A 14,224-nucleotide genomic window follows, 5' to 3' on the forward strand; every position below is an offset into this window, starting at 1 on the left:
CCCCTGATCGTCGCGCGCTTGTCGCCTACCTTGGAGCCAATCTAGGCTGTCGATGCTTCTCCGCGGGTGAGCCGATTCATGTCGATCCGCGTCCCCGTCCCGCGCGGGGAAACCGGGAAGCACCGCCCGCCCAGTTTTGATTCGAACCGGAGAAGCTTGATGGTGGGAGCCACCGCACCCGCGGCCGCTGCACGAACCGACGAGCCGGTCCTCGTGAAGGTCACCTTCACGGTGAACGGCCAGCGCCGCGACCTCGAACTCGACACCCGCACCAGCCTGCTCGACGCCGCGCGCGAGCACCTGCACCTGACCGGCTCCAAGAAGGGCTGCGATCACGGCCAGTGCGGCGCCTGCACGATGATCGTCGATGGACGGCGCATCAACGCCTGCCTGACGCTCGCGATCATGCACCAGGGTGCCGAAATCACCACGATCGAGGGACTCGGCCAGCCGGACCACCTGCACCCGATGCAGGCCGCCTTCGTGAAACACGACGGCTACCAGTGCGGCTACTGCACGCCGGGCCAGATCTGCTCGGGCGTCGCCGTGCTGGAGGAGATCACGGCCGGCATCCCGAGCCACGTGACCGCCGACCTCGAGGCCGCGCCCCAGGTCACCGAGGCCGAGATCCGCGAGCGCATGAGCGGCAACATCTGCCGCTGCGGCGCCTATTCCAACATCGTCGCGGCGATGACCGAGGTGGCAGGAGCGCGGGCATGAAGTCCTTCACGTACGAGCGCCCCACCTCCCCCGCGGAGGCGGCCGCCGCCGTCGCGCGCACGCCGGAGGCGAGATTCATCGCCGGCGGCACCAACCTGCTCGACCTGATGAAGCTGCAGATCGAGACCCCGCGCCACCTCGTGGACGTGAACGGCCTCGGCCTCGACACGGTGGAGCCGACCGAGGAGGGGGGCCTGCGCATCGGTGCCCTGGTGCGCAACACCGACCTCGCGGCCCATCCGCGGGTGCGCAAGGATTACGGCGTCCTCGCCCGGGCGCTCCTCGCCGGCGCCTCCGGCCAGCTGCGCAACAAGGCGACCACCGCCGGCAACCTGCTCCAGCGGACCCGCTGCCCGTATTTCTATGACACCGCGCAGGCCTGCAACAAGCGCCAGCCGGGCTCCGGCTGCGCGGCGCTCGACGGGGTGAGCCGCCAGCTCGCGGTGATCGGCGGCAGCGAGGCCTGCATCGCCACCTATCCGGGCGACATGGCGGTGGCCATGCGGGTGCTCGACGCCCAGGTCGAGACGATCGACGCCGCCGGCGCCGCGCGCAACATCCCGATCGCCGAGTTCCACCGCCTGCCCGGCGATGACCCTGCGCGCGACACGAACCTCAAGCCCGGCGAGCTGATCACCGCGGTGACTTTGCCCAAGCCGGTGGCCGGCACGCATATCTACCGCAAGGTCCGCGACCGGGCGTCCTACGCCTTCGCGCTGGTCTCCGTGGCGGCGATCCTCCGCAAGGACGGCTCCGGCCACGTCGCCTTCGGCGGCGTCGCCCACAAGCCCTGGCGGGTGGAGGCGGCCGAGGCCGACCTGCCCAAGGGCGCGAAGGCCGTGACCGACAAGGTCTTCGCCGACGCCAAGCCGACCCACGAGAACGCCTACAAGCTGAAGCTCGCCGAGCGGACCCTCGGCGCGGCGCTCAACCAAGCGAGGGCCTGAGCCATGAAGTTCGATTCCCCCGCCGGCCAGAACCCGATCGACCGCCTCAAGGTCGTGGGCCACGCCACCGACCGGATCGACGGCAAGTACAAGACCAGCGGCACCGCCCCCTACGCCTATGAGCGCCACGACGTGGCGCCGGACGCCGCCTACGGCTACGTGCTCGGCTCCGCCATCGCCAAGGGCCGGGTGCGCAGCATCGATACGGCCTCGGCCCGGCAGGCCCCCGGCGTGATCGGCGTGGTCACCACCCTCGACACGCCCCGGATCGAGCGCGGCGTGATGAACGTCGCCTACCTGTTCGGCGGCGACGTGATCCAGCACTACCATCAGGCGATCGCCGTGGTGGTGGCCGAGACCTTCGAGCAGGCCCGGGCGGCCTCCTTCCTGGTGACGGTCGATTACGCCCCGGACGACGGCGCGTTCGATCTCGCCGCCGCGGCCAAGACCGCCGAGCCCGTTCCGGCCGATAGCGGCGAGGGCAGCGGCGGGAACGGCGAGGAGCGGGTCGGCGACTTCGAGGGCGCCTTCGCGCAGGCCCCGGTCACGCTCGATGCGACCTACACGACCGCCGACGAGAGCCACGCCATGATGGAGCCGCACGCCACGACGGCGGCCTGGGACGGCGACAAGGTCACGCTCTGGACCGCCAACCAGATGATCGGCTGGGGCCATGGCAGCCTCGCCAAGATGCTCGGCCTGCCGAAGGACAAGGTCCGGCTCGACGCGCCCTATGTCGGCGGCGGCTTCGGCGGCAAGCTGTTCGTGCGCGCCGACGCGGTGCTGGCGGCGCTCGCCGCCAAGGCGGTCGGGCGCCCGGTGAAGGTGGCGCTGACGCGTCCGCTGATCGCCAACAACACCACGCACCGGCCGGCCACGATCCAGCGGGTGCGCATCGGCGCGACGCAGGACGGCACCATCACGGCGATCGCGCACGAGAGCGTTTCCGGCAACCTGCCGGACGGCGATCCCGAGACGGCGGTGAACCAGACCAAGTACCTCTATGCGGGCCAGAACCGCCTGACCGCCATGAAGCTCGCCCGGCTCGACCTGCCCGAGGGCAACGCCATGCGGGCGCCCGGCGAGGCCCCGGGGCTGGCCGTGCTCGAAATCGCCATGGACGAGATGGCGGAAAAGCTCGGGATGGATCCGGTGGAGTTCCGCATCCGCAACGACACGCAGGTCGTGCCGACCCAGCCGGATCTGCGCTTCTCGCAGCGCGACCTCGTCGGCTGCCTCAAGCTCGGCGCGGAAAAATTCGGCTGGGCCAAGCGCAACCCGAAACCCGGGCAGGTCCGGGACGGGCAATGGCTCGTCGGCCTCGGCATGGCGGCGGCGTTCCGCGACAACATGGTGATGAAGTCGGGCGCGAGGGTGCGGCTCGGCGCCGACGGCACGGTCACGGTCGAGACCGACATGACCGACATCGGCACCGGCAGCTACACGATCATCGCGCAGACCGCGGCCGAGATGATGGGCGTGCCCCTCGACAAGGTGGCGGTGCGATTGGGCGACTCGGACTTCCCGGTTTCGTCCGGATCCGGGGGGCAGTTCGGCGCCAATTCCTCGACCGCCGGCGTCTACGCGGCCTGCGTGCGCCTGCGGGAGGCGGTCGCGCAGAAGCTCGGCTTCAACGCCACCGACGCGGTGTTCGAGGAGGGACAGGTTCGGGCCGGCAACCGCGCCATCCCGCTGGCCCAGGCCGCGTCCGACGGCGAGCTGGCCGCCGAGGACACGATCGAGTTCGGCAAGTTCTCCAAGACGCAGCAGGTCTCGACCTTCGGGGCGCATTTCGTCGAGGTCGGCGTGGACGTTGACACCGCCGAGGTGCGGGTGCGGCGGATGCTGGCGGTCTGCGCGGCCGGGCGGATCCTCAACCCGAAATCGGCCCGCAGCCAGGTCATCGGCGGGATGGTCATGGGCACGGGCGCGGCCCTGATGGAGGAGCTGGCGGTCGATACCAAGCGCGGCTTCTTCGCCAACCACGATCTCGCCGGCTACGAGGTGCCGGTCCACGCCGACATCCCGCACCAGGAGGTGATCTTCCTCGACGAGGTCGATCCGATGTCCTCGCCGATGAAGGCGAAGGGCGTGGGCGAGCTCGGCTTCTCGGGGATCGCCGCCGCGGTGGCGAACGCGGTCTACAACGCCACCGGCATCCGGGTGCGGGACTATCCGATCACCCTCGACAAGCTGATCGACCGCATGCCGGACGCGGCCTGATCGCGGGGGGCGCCTACGCGGGTTCGCAGGAGGCAGGCGCTGGGCACGCGCCCTCCCTCCCCCGCAACGGGGGAGGGGGACGCGCGGTACCGACTTCCGGTGTGTGAAGATCGCAACGCTTGGGCCAGGGGACCGGCCCCTTCAAGCGCGCGCGAGCCCGCCGATACATCAAACCGATCCATCAAACCTATGTCGCTCGTAGTCCTACGGGGTGAGCGAGGTCGGTTTCCGGGAAGCGGCTCTCGAGCCGCCCCGAGACGGATGCCGATATCGCTCAAATCCGCGCCCGCCGCGCAAGCTAAAGGCGCCAATGCGGCTCCGGGAATGAGAGACTAAATTTCATGTCATAAAAGACGATCGCCACCAGATCGTGACCGGAGGGCGGCCAATACCTCCGCTTCTGCCGGGAATGTGAAGGTGGTGAGCCGTTCGGTGGCCGCTGAACCGGAACGCTTTCGGCGGATACCGGGTTTCCGGCCGCGCACGACGTGCGGTCCGCGAGACCGGTGCGCTGTTCCTCCAGGGAGCCCGTCAATGGACAAGACAGTCGCTGGCCTCGTCGGGGCCGTCACCCTTCTGGCCGCCGTCGATCCGGCCCAGGCCGCAATGCCGGCTCCGGTCCGGTTGCAGGCGGCGATGCAGGCCGAGAGCTATGCCGACCTCCTGAAGCCGATTCCCGATGCGGTGGCGCTTCTCAAGGAATCCGACGCGGCGGCGCAGGCCGAACCCCTGCCGGCCGCCTCAGAGAGCGATGCCACGGTCCAGCAGGCACAATATTACTATCACCACCACCATCATCACCATCACCGGTTCTTCCGGCCGTTCTACCACCACCATCACCATCATCACCGGTATTTCCGGCGGTACCATCACCATCACCACCATCATCACGGGTATTACGTCCCGTACGGGTACTGAGCAGCCCGGCGGGGGCGCCCGGGCCCCCGCCGCAGCCCTGCCGTCAGCCCTGGCTCTTGGCCGCCCCCAGGATGCGCCGGTAGGTCCCATCGAACACCGTGTTGGTCGCCGAGGTCCATTGCGAATCCGCCGACAGCGTGTGCCGGCTCGCGTAGATGCGCCGCGACTGCAATTCGCGCTCGGCGGCCTCGTCCTCCGGCATCGGCACGAGCTCGAACTCCGCGTCCACCGGCACGACGGTAATCTGCATGAACGGCTCGCCCTGCCGGAACACATGGGTGCGCCCCTCGTCGGGGGCCTTGAACACCATGAAGTACATCATCGGCCACCAGTGGCGCAGGAGCGCCGGCACCGCGACCGGCACGGTCCCGGTCCGGTCGGTGTAGAAGCGCGGATGCGGTTCGGTCCGGATCGCCCAGCCCTCCTCCACCTTCAGGTCGAGGAGGATCTGGTAGGTGTAGTAGGCCTCGCCGAAGCTCCGGAACGGCGGCCATTGGAGGCCGGGCTCGGGCGGCGGCCCGAAATCGCCTTCGAAGACGAGTCGGCCCTCCCGCGTGCTGACGCGCAGCTCGGGCTCGTAGGGATAGAACAGCTCGATCCCCGCCTTGGCGGCCTCCGAGAAGGGGATGCAGTGCCAGGCATATTCCTGCGATCCGTCCGTCCGGGGCTCCGGCTGCCCGGCCCAGCCCGGGATCTCGAGCCGCGTGCGGCGCGGGCGCAGGCCCGGCTCGTTCAGCCTGAACTTGACCTGCCGCATGCTGATACTCCCCGGCGATCCGGCTCCCGCGGAGCCGCTCCGCAACGCGTCCGGGCGGGCGTCCTGCCGCCCGGCTGCTTCGCGACGTGCTCTAACTCGCGATCCCCTGTTCCGGTTCGCCGCCCGGACGGCCCGGCTCCACCCCGCCACGGCAACGTGACCGGACGCGAACCGGCACAGACCGGGTCCGGCCGCGTTGATGCGGCACCTTTCGCTTGGAGATCCCAATGGCGGACCCGTTTGCGCCGCAGCCCGCGGTGCTGTTGGTCGAGGACGATCCGGTGCAGCTCATGGAGGCGGCCGCCGCCCTGCGGGAGGCTGGATACGCGGTGGCCGAGGCCTCCACCGTCGCGGCGGCGCAGGCGCATCTGGCCGCCCGGCCCGAACTCGTCGCCATGGTGGCGGATGTCGATCTCGCGGGCGCGCCGCTCACCGGATTTTCCCTCGCCAAGGCGGTGGCGGCGCGCTGGCCCGAGCGCGCGATCCTGATCGTGTCGGGGCTCGTCTGGCCGGCCGAGGGGGAGATGCCGATGGGGGCGGGTTACCTGCGCAAGCCGTTCACCGCGGACGGGCTGGCGAAGGCCCTGCGGGCGGTGCTCACGGCGCGGGGCCTGGAGGGGCCCGGTGCCGTGCCCGATCTCCGCCCGGCGGGAGGCGCGCAGGATCCGCGTTGACGCCGCTCCCCCGGCCCGCCGGCGAAGGGGGTTGGAGGCCGATCAGGCGCCGCCTGCGCTCGTCTCCGCGTCGCCGTCATCCGACAGGAGCCAGTCGGGCAGGCCGGGAATGACCTCTCCGGCGATTGCGCCGGCGCTCTCAAGGGCTCGACCGGCCTTCGCCTCGGGGCTTTCCGCCCGAACCTCCGCAAACAGCTTACGGGCCAGACGGTCGAGTTCCTCGTCCGAGAGCTGCTGCGCGTTCGGATCCACCATCGGATACCTCCTCGACGGAGTGGGTCGCCCCGCTGGGTGCGGGATATCCGGATAACAGGCCGCGCCGTCCGCCAGAGCGCATCGGACGGCAGAATCCTGCGCTGCGGTTAGCCGGCCGTATGCGGGGCTGCGGCGGATATGTCCCGAAGCGGGAGCGCTCCGCCGGGAGAGCGTTGGCCGGCGGGTCCGATCGCCCGTCCGGGCGGCGGAACATATTTCCCAGATCTGATCACCGTAAAATGCAGTAACGATCCTGTTATCCCGATCCCGTCTCCGTGTTTCGGAAAGTAAACGAGGTGTGGCAGCGCACGTTCTGCATACCTTTGCATGCCGATTACGGATCTCGGGCGTGCGGCTCGGGTTCACCGACGCAGCCGGATCCACCCGGCCCATTCGCTCCCTCAGGAGATCCCAGTGACGCGCTTGACCCTCGCCACCGCCCTCATGGCGGCCCTGGCGACCCCCGCCTTCGCGCAGGTCGTCGAGACACCCACCGACACCCAGGTTTTCATACCCCCCGGGGCGCCCGGCCTGGTCACGCGCCAGACCAATTCGACGGGCGACGCGGGCGCCGCCACCTATTCGCCGACCGGCCGTGCGGCCGACGGGATCGAGACGGACTCGGCGGCCGCCGGCAACGAGGATCAGCCCTCCCGGGTCGGCTCGATCGGCAGCGGCGGCGCCGGCGGCAACGGCGGCGGCTGAGAACCACCCGATTACTGCGCACCCCGTCCCCGGCTCGGCGCCGGGGTGCGTGTCATCCGGCGCGGCGCCCGCAGCGGATATAGGCGGCGGTGCCCCACGCGCTCGTCCAGGTCAGGCGATCGCCCTCGACGACGAGGCGGACATGGGACGACCAGCGGCGGTCCTGGCCGGCGCAATCGGCCGCCATGGTCCAGACGTTGCCCGAGCGGCGCGTGTCGCGGAACGTGCAGAGCGTGTCGCCGGCCCTGGCGCGTTCGGACGTGATCGTGGCCGGCAGGTAGCCGTGCCGGCGCGACGGGGCGCCGCAGGCCTCGGCCGTCGGCCCCCAGGTCCCGACATAAGTCCCGACATAATCGGCGCTCGGGCGGGATGGCGCGGCCGATCCGGCCGGCGGAGCGGCGAGGGCCGCCGGGGGCGGTGCGGGCGGCGTCTCGGCCGCGGGGCTTGTCGCCGGGATGAGAACGCCCGCCGGTTCCCCGGGCTGCGCGAACGCCAGGGCGCGGCGCGGCAGATCTTCCGGCTGGTCGATCAGCGGTTCCCCGACGGTCAGAGGCGTCGGCGTCCGGAACGGCATGTCCTCGGTCAGATAGGCGGCGCAGTAGGCGAACAGGCCGATCCAGCCCGCGACGAGGACGATCTGAGGCGCGCAGGAGCGCCGGCCTTCGTGCGGAGAGTCGACGGCCGGCCCCGCCAGAACGATCGCCGTCACCTCACCCCTCCTCGCGCTGCCCCGCGGGGCCATCACCGGGCCTGGACCCTGAACTCAGTTTTCGTCACCCGGAAGCTACACCGGGCGCCCGAGATCGAGAGCTTCTCAGTATCGGGCCATGGACTGGTTTATTAACGTCGGGTAAATCGTTAACGATACGTTAATGGCCGAGTCGGCTCCGGTTCCGGCAGGTGCGGCATGCCCGATGCCCCGTCGGCGCCGGCCTGTGGGACAGGGTGGAACACGCGCCGTCCCGGGCCGGCGGACGGCGCCGGATGACGCGGCTCGGGCCGGTCGCACGAAGTCCTTCGGACGCCCGGAAGCCCTGTGCAGAGTCCCCGGCAGTCTCGGCCTGTGAACCGCGAAGTAGAGAGCAAAATATCGCTCGACAGTGATATAGGTTTAAGATCTAGTTAATTCGCCCGGATTGTGGGCGCGCGCGAGCTCGTTTCATGGCGTGGACGTCTTTCCGTAACATGCTCTCCTCGACCGAGGGGGGATCCGACTCGCACCCGCCGGCTCAGGGGCAGGCCCAAATCGCATCCCGGCCGCCGACCGAGCCGGCCATGCCGCAGGCCCGGGCGCGCCTGAACGCCGAGGCGCCGGCCCAGCGGGCCGCCCTGCCGGATCGGAGCCATTCCTCCCTCGACGCGATCGGCAAGCGCGACGAGATGCTGCGGCAGCGCATCGACGCCATGGTCGACCGGCTGGAGGATATCCGCTCGCTGCAGGACGACTTCGTGTCGATCCTGGAGCCGATCGTCAGCATCAGCGACGAGCTTCCGCGGGCGAGCATGCGCATCGCCGAGCTGGAGACCTCGCTCGCCCAGGAATTCCAGACCGGCAAGGCGATCCGGCTGGAGGCCGCCGAGCTCTCGGCGCGCATCTCGGTCCTGACCAACGAGTATTCCGAGGCCTCGGCGCGGGTGGCCCGGGCCGAGGAGCAGCTCCACGCCCGCGACGCCGCCCTGGCCGCCCAGGCGATCGAGCTGCGGGACCGCGTGCTGGCCTTCGAGAATCTGGAGCGGCGCCTCGCCGCCGAGATCGAGCAGGGCAAGGCGCTGGTCGCCGAGGGCAAGGCGCTGCGGACGGAGGCCCAGGCCGCCGACAGCGCCCTCACGCGCACGGAGCACGACCTGCTGGCGGCGCGGGAGACGCTGGCGGCCCTCGAACAGGACAACCGGCGGCTGCGGACCCAGAACGAGGAGCTGACCCTGCGCCTCGACGAGCTGGAGGCCCGGTGCCGGACCGTCGAGGGCACGGTCGAGGCCGAGCGCCAGAAGGCGCGGGCCGCCGAGGGCCAGCTCGCCGCCGAGACCGCCAATCGCGTCCGCCTGGAGGCCCAGTTCGAGACCGACACGGCCGCCCTGCGCACCGAGCGCTCGGCGCTCGCCATGAAGCTCGAAGCCGCCGTCAACCGGGCGGACACGAACGAGCAGCTCCTCGGCCAGGCCCGGGCGCAGCTGCGCGACCGGGACGAGGCCCACCGGCTCGCGGAGCGCAATTTCAAGGAGACCAACATCGCCCGCGTCACCGCCGAGCGGCGCCTGGAGACCGTCCAGGAGGACCTCGCCCGGCAGACCGAGCGCTTCGTGGAGATGCAGCGCGCCCGCGGCGATCTCGAGGCGCGCTGCGACATGCTGACCAAGGCGCTGGCCGCCAAGGACGCCGCCCTGGAGCAGGCGGGCGCCCGCAACGCCGCCCTGACCGAGCGGATCGAGCAGCTGACCCATCGCCAGGAGGCGGCCCGGATCGAGTTCGAGGCCACCAACCGGCGCCTCGCCGAGGATCTCCAGAACGAGCGCTCGGAGCGGGCCCTGGTGCAGGGCGCCCTCGACATCGCCCGCGAGACCCGGGCGACGCTCCAGAAGCAGTACGAGGCGCTCAAGCGCTCGGGCCGCGGCTGGCGCAAGCCGGACGGGGCGGGCGAGGGCCTGCCGCACGGGCCGGCCCTGCATGCCGAGCGGGACGAGCCGAGCAACGTGCACCCGTTCGCATCTCCCGGCACGGCCGGTTGATCCGATGCTGTCCTGTGAGGGGTTCCAACGATGAGCGATAGGGCTTCGATCGACGCGGCCTACACCGGCAGCCCGAACGTGATGATGCGCGCGTGGCAGGCGAAGGCGGATGCGTCCCCCGAGAAGGTGGTCAGCTTCATGGGGCTCGAGAACCGCAACGGGGCCGTCCCGACCAACGACAGCCCGAACGGGGGCGGCCCTGCCGTCACCCGGGAATGGTCCTCGGCCGTCGACCTGATCCGGGAGGCCAGCGAAGCCATCCGGGTCGGCGAGGAGCGGGCGGCCGAACTGGAGGCGCAGCTCGCCCAGGTGGTCGCGCAGGCCGATCTGGAGATCCGGCGCCTGGAGCAGGAGGTCGCCACGGGCGTGCAGAACCTCGCGCGCTCCGAGGAGCGGGTCCGGCTGGCGGAGGCGCGGGCCGCGGAGGCCGAGGAATGGCTCGTGCGCCTGCACGACGCGGCGATCGAGGCCTTCGGCAATCGGGCCAAGCCCACCCCCGTGGCCAGCGCCCCCGAAGAGACCGAGTAGCCCCGGTCCCATGCGCGGATGGCGCAGCCGACGACCAGAGAGGCCGACATGATCGCCGAGGCGCTGCCGCTGGCGCCGGATCCGCACGCCGCCGTCCGCGTGATCGATCCGCGCCTGACCCTGGCGCTCATCCGGCAGGCCGGGGATCAGATCAGCGACTTTCAGGGGTGGCGCGCCGTCATCCAGCAGCGGGCGCGCGGGTTGTTCCGGCAGGTCTACGAGGAGCGCAGCGTCAAGGACGCGACGATCCGCGCGCTCGAAGCCGACCTGTCGCGGATGGACCGGCGGAACGCCGATCTGGAGCGCGCCCTCGCGGAGATCGCTTCGGACTACGAGCGCGTCGTCATGCGCTGCATGGAGGCCGAGTTCCGGGTCATCCAGGCGGAGCACCGGGCCTTCATCGCCGAGCGGTCGGTGTTCCGGCTGGACGATCTGCTCGACCGGGTCGGAGACCCCGCGGGGATCACGGAGCAGGACTGACGTCGGCCGCGTAACCGAACCTTTCACTTGGGTTAGCACTTATTGGGGGATGAGCGGATCAGTCCAGGCCCCGGCACCCTACGCCCTCGTCGTCGACGATGACGGCTTCATCCGCATGGACGCGATGGACATCCTGGCGGAGGCCGGATTCCGCACCTTCGAGGCCAGCGACGGCGACAAGGCCATGGCGCTGCTCGGCCGGGAACACGCCGCGATCGTGCTGCTGTTCACCGACGTGCAGATGCCGGGCTCGCGGAACGGTTTCGCGGTGGCGCGCGAGACCGCCAGCCGCTGGCCGCACATCGCCATCGTGGTGGCGTCCGGGCAGGTGCAGCCGGGGCCGGGCGACATGCCCGAGGGCGCCCGCTTCATCGGCAAACCCTTCACCGCCGACATGGTGCACGATCACCTGCGGGAGATCCTCCCGGATGGGCAGAAGCCGGAGCCGCTGCGTCAGTAGGGCCCGGGCCGACCGGGTTGCCGCGATGCCCGTCTCCGCCCGCGGATCGTGTCGGGCCGGTGGCCGGGCTCGCGTGCGGATCGGCCCGGCGCGGCCTTCGCCCGCCGCATCATCACCCTCCGTCCGGAGGCAATCGGGAGAAGACGCATCTCATTTGCGGGTCCGGATCCGGGTCGCGGTTGCATCCCGCCCACCGGCCTGATTCACAGTGGCGGATCGACGTCCCGCCCGCATCGCCACGAGTCTATCGGTTCATGCGACACGACACGCTGCGCCTCGGCGCCTTCTTCTACGCCACCGGGCACCATGTGGCCGGCTGGCGCCATCCCTCCAGCGAGGCGGATGGCGGCCTCGTCCTCGAGCGCTACGTCGGCTGGGCGCGGAAGGCCGAGGCGGCGAAGTTCGATCTCGTGTTCCTGGAGGACGGGACCGGCATCCGCGACAGCAACCTGCGCTCCAGCGAGCGGACGGCGCGCTCGACTCATTTCGAGCCGGTGACGCTGCTCTCGGCGCTGGCGGCGGTGACCAGCCGGATCGGGCTGGTGGCGACCACCTCGACGAGCTTCAACGAGCCCTACAACGTCGCCCGCCGCTTCGCCTCCCTGGATCATCTCAGCGGCGGCCGCGCCGGCTGGAACCTCGTGACCTCGACCACCGACGCGGAGGCCGCCAATTTCGGCGGCGACCGGATCGCGCAGCATGGGGACCGCTACGAGCGGGCGGAGGAGTTCGTCGACGTCGTCCTCGGCCTGTGGAACACCTGGGACGACGGAGCGGTGATCATCGACAAGGCGAGCGGCCAGTTCTCGAAGCCCGACGGCTTCCGCCCCCTGAACCACCGCGGCAAGCATTTCACGGTGCGGGGGCCGCTCAACATCTCGCGCACGCCCCAGGGGCAGCCGGTTCTGGTGCAGGCCGGGGCGTCGGGTCCCGGCAGGGACCTCGCGGCGCGCACCGCCGAGATCGTGTTCACCGCCAACCAGACCCTGGAGGAGGCGACCGAGTTCTACGGCGACCTCAAGGACCGGATGGGTCGCTTCGGACGTGAGCGCGACGACCTGAAGGTGATGCCGGGCCTGTTCCCCGTGGTCGGGCGCAGCGAGGCGGAGGCGCGGGCGAAGTTCGAGGCGCTTCAGGACCTGATCGATCCCGTCGTCGGCCTCGCCCTGCTGGAGCGGATGATCGGCGGGTTCGACCTCTCCGGCTACGATCCGGACGGGCCGGTGCCGGAACTGCCCGAGGCCAACGGCGCCAAGTCGCGCCAGCAGCTGATGTTCGACCTCGCCCGCCGGGAGGGGCTGACCCTGCGCCAGCTCTACCTGCGGATCGCGGGCGCGCGCGGCCATTCGCAGATCGTCGGGACCCCCGCCCAGATCGTGGACGAGATGGAGGAACGCTTCCGGGCGCAGGGGGCCGACGGCTTCAACATCATGCCGGCGACCCTGCCCGGGGGCCTCGACGACTTCATCGAGCTGGTGCTGCCGGAACTGCGCCGCCGCGGTCTGGTCCGCACCGACTACGAGGGGCGGACCCTGCGCGGCCATCTCGGCACGCGGCCGCCGGCCGGTCAGATCCAGCGTCTGGGGTGATCGGGCGATGCCTTCTCGCCGGAGGGGCCGGCAGCAATTCCTGGCGGCGGCCGCCGGCATCAAGCCGTAGCTCCTCTCGGACAAGGCCGCCCGCTACGCCGCGCGCCCGTGGGCCGCGACTCTGCCGGCGGGCTGCCTTTCCAGACGCTCTCCAGCCCCACCGCCGAGATGCGGCCCGGCCTGTTCGCGTCCGCCGCGCTCAATCCGCCGCGGTTGTCATCGTCATCAGCCTGGACCGATAGGCGATCGCGCCCGCGTCCTGCGGGTCGACGGACCAGGCGAGGTCGCGGGGCGGTCCCGTCGGCCGCAGAGGCTTGGCGCCCACGGTGTCGTGGTTGGCCGCGGCGATCATCGTCGCCAGGGCATCGGGGCCCTCGAGCGACGCGAACGGCAAGGTGGCTTGAGGAGCCCGGTCGAGGGACGTCGCGAAGGCGACGTCGCCACCCGGCCGCGTGACCCGGCTGACCTCGGCGACGAGCCGCGCCGGGTCTGGCACGCAGTCGAGCACGTTCAGCGCGACGACGAGGCGGAACGTATTCTCCGCGAAGGGAAGGGCCTGGGCGTCGGCGATCCAGAAATCCACCCGATCGGCCTCGGGCGGGAAGTGGTAGGTCTCCCGGCGCTCATAGGCGTCGCCACCGTGCCGGAGCGGGTAACGCAGCAGGCCCCGATCGAGGATGCCCCGGCCGATCCGCAGCAGGGGCCAGTTCAGGTCCACGCCGAGCACGGGCGCGTCGTGGCTGGCCGCGAGGTCGAAGCTGGTCCGGCCGGCAGCGCAGCCGAGATCGAGCCTCGGGCCGCGCCCAATGCCGAGGTGCCTCAGGACCTCCGCCAGGCAGTGCCGGGCGTGGCCGGGCGGCGGCTCCGCACCGTCCGGCTCGCCCTCGAACAGATCGCCGTAATGATCGTGGGCATATCGCGATTGCTGCGCGCGGGTGATGTTGTGGGCCGAGTCCGGCCCGACCGCCGCGCTGATCACCGCCTCCACCGCGGCATCCTCGACATCGCCCGCCAGGACGAGCGGAAGATTCGCCGACAGCCAGCCGCGGACGTCCGGGACCAGGATCGGGACCCCCGCGATGATCGGGAAGCGCTCGCCGCAATCCGGATCGAGGCAGCGCAGGACCCCGGACACGACCGCGTTGCTCGTCGCCTGCGCGCCCGGCTCCAGCACCAGGGCATCGCGGCGGCAGGTCGGGCAGATGGGTTTCAGGGCGTCGAAATGCAGGCGCCGCATCGGG

15 protein-coding genes are annotated in these 14,224 nt (G+C 70.9%); 11 read left to right on the forward strand and 4 right to left on the reverse strand.

What is annotated here, in order from left to right:
• Positions 1 to 159 precede the first annotated feature (159 nt).
• From paoA to FVE89_RS23220, 4 genes are all read left to right on the forward strand, one after another.
• A complete protein-coding gene (paoA, locus tag FVE89_RS23205; RefSeq protein ID WP_160536627.1) occupies positions 160 to 720 on the forward strand; it encodes an aldehyde dehydrogenase iron-sulfur subunit PaoA in 561 nt (186 codons plus the stop codon).
• Complete coding sequence (locus FVE89_RS23210; protein ID WP_160536628.1) at positions 717 to 1,667, forward strand: xanthine dehydrogenase family protein subunit M; 951 nt, start codon at positions 717 to 719, stop codon at positions 1,665 to 1,667. The genes paoA and FVE89_RS23210 overlap by 4 nt, the downstream gene beginning before the upstream one ends.
• Positions 1,668 to 1,670: 3 nt before the next feature.
• Entirely contained in the window at positions 1,671 to 3,890 is a 2,220-nt protein-coding gene (gene paoC, locus FVE89_RS23215) for an aldehyde oxidoreductase molybdenum-binding subunit PaoC (RefSeq protein ID WP_160536629.1), read from the forward strand.
• Between the two features lie 534 nt (positions 3,891 to 4,424).
• A complete protein-coding gene (locus FVE89_RS23220; protein ID WP_160536630.1) occupies positions 4,425 to 4,808 on the forward strand; it encodes a hypothetical protein in 384 nt (127 codons plus the stop codon).
• Between the two features lie 43 nt (positions 4,809 to 4,851).
• Here FVE89_RS23220 and FVE89_RS23225 read toward each other — a convergent pair whose 3' ends face one another.
• On the reverse strand, positions 4,852 to 5,565 hold the full coding sequence (locus tag FVE89_RS23225) for a hypothetical protein (RefSeq protein WP_160536631.1): 714 nt from the start codon (positions 5,563 to 5,565) through the stop codon (positions 4,852 to 4,854).
• Positions 5,566 to 5,792: 227 nt separating this feature from the next.
• Between FVE89_RS23225 and FVE89_RS23230 the strand changes: the two genes are divergently transcribed.
• Positions 5,793 to 6,239, forward strand: coding sequence for a response regulator (locus tag FVE89_RS23230; RefSeq protein WP_160536632.1), 447 nt, complete (start codon positions 5,793 to 5,795; stop codon positions 6,237 to 6,239).
• Between the two features lie 42 nt (positions 6,240 to 6,281).
• Here FVE89_RS23230 and FVE89_RS23235 read toward each other — a convergent pair whose 3' ends face one another.
• The gene (locus FVE89_RS23235) at positions 6,282 to 6,494 is read right to left on the reverse strand and encodes a hypothetical protein (protein WP_160536633.1); all 213 of its coding nucleotides are present in this window, start codon (positions 6,492 to 6,494) and stop codon (positions 6,282 to 6,284) included.
• 414 nt (positions 6,495 to 6,908) lie between these two features.
• On the opposite strand from FVE89_RS23235, the gene FVE89_RS23240 reads away from it, so the two are divergent.
• Positions 6,909 to 7,199 carry a hypothetical protein gene (locus tag FVE89_RS23240; protein ID WP_342389730.1) on the forward strand — a complete coding sequence of 97 codons (291 nt, stop codon included), beginning with the start codon at positions 6,909 to 6,911 and terminating at the stop codon, positions 7,197 to 7,199.
• 52 nt (positions 7,200 to 7,251) lie between these two features.
• On the opposite strand, the gene FVE89_RS23245 is transcribed toward FVE89_RS23240, so the two are convergent.
• Positions 7,252 to 7,908, reverse strand: coding sequence for a peptidase inhibitor family I36 protein (locus FVE89_RS23245; protein ID WP_160536634.1), 657 nt, complete (start codon positions 7,906 to 7,908; stop codon positions 7,252 to 7,254).
• 566 nt (positions 7,909 to 8,474) lie between these two features.
• Between FVE89_RS23245 and FVE89_RS23250 the strand changes: the two genes are divergently transcribed.
• From FVE89_RS23250 to FVE89_RS23270, 5 genes are all read left to right on the forward strand, one after another.
• Positions 8,475 to 9,926, forward strand: coding sequence for a chromosome partitioning protein ParA (locus FVE89_RS23250; protein ID WP_246731143.1), 1,452 nt, complete (start codon positions 8,475 to 8,477; stop codon positions 9,924 to 9,926).
• 30 nt (positions 9,927 to 9,956) lie between these two features.
• Positions 9,957 to 10,454: a hypothetical protein gene (locus FVE89_RS23255; RefSeq protein ID WP_160536636.1), complete on the forward strand. Its 498-nt coding sequence runs from the start codon at positions 9,957 to 9,959 to the stop codon at positions 10,452 to 10,454.
• A gap of 18 nt (positions 10,455 to 10,472) precedes the next feature.
• The gene (locus tag FVE89_RS23260; RefSeq protein ID WP_210254067.1) at positions 10,473 to 10,934 is read left to right on the forward strand and encodes a hypothetical protein; all 462 of its coding nucleotides are present in this window, start codon (positions 10,473 to 10,475) and stop codon (positions 10,932 to 10,934) included.
• A 49-nt stretch (positions 10,935 to 10,983) separates the two neighbouring features.
• Entirely contained in the window at positions 10,984 to 11,394 is a 411-nt protein-coding gene (locus FVE89_RS23265; RefSeq protein ID WP_160536638.1) for a response regulator, read from the forward strand.
• Between the two features lie 254 nt (positions 11,395 to 11,648).
• Positions 11,649 to 12,983 carry an LLM class flavin-dependent oxidoreductase gene (locus tag FVE89_RS23270; RefSeq protein ID WP_160536639.1) on the forward strand — a complete coding sequence of 445 codons (1,335 nt, stop codon included), beginning with the start codon at positions 11,649 to 11,651 and terminating at the stop codon, positions 12,981 to 12,983.
• 199 nt (positions 12,984 to 13,182) lie between these two features.
• On the opposite strand, the gene FVE89_RS23275 is transcribed toward FVE89_RS23270, so the two are convergent.
• Complete coding sequence (locus FVE89_RS23275) at positions 13,183 to 14,220, reverse strand: methyltransferase domain-containing protein (RefSeq protein ID WP_160536640.1); 1,038 nt, start codon at positions 14,218 to 14,220, stop codon at positions 13,183 to 13,185.
• Positions 14,221 to 14,224: the final 4 nt, after the last annotated feature.

This window comes from Methylobacterium sp. 2A (assembly GCF_009806555.1).
Lineage (GTDB): Bacteria > Pseudomonadota > Alphaproteobacteria > Rhizobiales > Beijerinckiaceae > Methylobacterium.

What these genes read in the sequence shown, in the direction of transcription:
- FVE89_RS23255 (WP_160536636.1), top strand. Translation starts at nt 9,957, where the DNA reads ATGAGCGATAGGGCTTCGATCGACGCGGCCTACACCGGCAGCCCGAAC.
- FVE89_RS23270 (WP_160536639.1), top strand. Translation starts at nt 11,649, where the DNA reads ATGCGACACGACACGCTGCGCCTCGGCGCCTTCTTCTACGCCACCGGG.
- FVE89_RS23250 (WP_246731143.1), top strand. Translation starts at nt 8,475, where the DNA reads ATGCCGCAGGCCCGGGCGCGCCTGAACGCCGAGGCGCCGGCCCAGCGG.
- FVE89_RS23265 (WP_160536638.1), top strand. Translation starts at nt 10,984, where the DNA reads ATGAGCGGATCAGTCCAGGCCCCGGCACCCTACGCCCTCGTCGTCGAC.
- FVE89_RS23225 (WP_160536631.1), bottom strand. Translation starts at nt 5,565, where the DNA reads ATGCGGCAGGTCAAGTTCAGGCTGAACGAGCCGGGCCTGCGCCCGCGC.
- FVE89_RS23275 (WP_160536640.1), bottom strand. Translation starts at nt 14,220, where the DNA reads ATGCGGCGCCTGCATTTCGACGCCCTGAAACCCATCTGCCCGACCTGC.
- FVE89_RS23210 (WP_160536628.1), top strand. Translation starts at nt 717, where the DNA reads ATGAAGTCCTTCACGTACGAGCGCCCCACCTCCCCCGCGGAGGCGGCC.
- FVE89_RS23260 (WP_210254067.1), top strand. Translation starts at nt 10,473, where the DNA reads ATGGCGCAGCCGACGACCAGAGAGGCCGACATGATCGCCGAGGCGCTG.
- paoA (WP_160536627.1), top strand. Translation starts at nt 160, where the DNA reads ATGGTGGGAGCCACCGCACCCGCGGCCGCTGCACGAACCGACGAGCCG.
- FVE89_RS23220 (WP_160536630.1), top strand. Translation starts at nt 4,425, where the DNA reads ATGGACAAGACAGTCGCTGGCCTCGTCGGGGCCGTCACCCTTCTGGCC.
- FVE89_RS23235 (WP_160536633.1), bottom strand. Translation starts at nt 6,494, where the DNA reads ATGGTGGATCCGAACGCGCAGCAGCTCTCGGACGAGGAACTCGACCGT.
- FVE89_RS23230 (WP_160536632.1), top strand. Translation starts at nt 5,793, where the DNA reads ATGGCGGACCCGTTTGCGCCGCAGCCCGCGGTGCTGTTGGTCGAGGAC.
- paoC (WP_160536629.1), top strand. Translation starts at nt 1,671, where the DNA reads ATGAAGTTCGATTCCCCCGCCGGCCAGAACCCGATCGACCGCCTCAAG.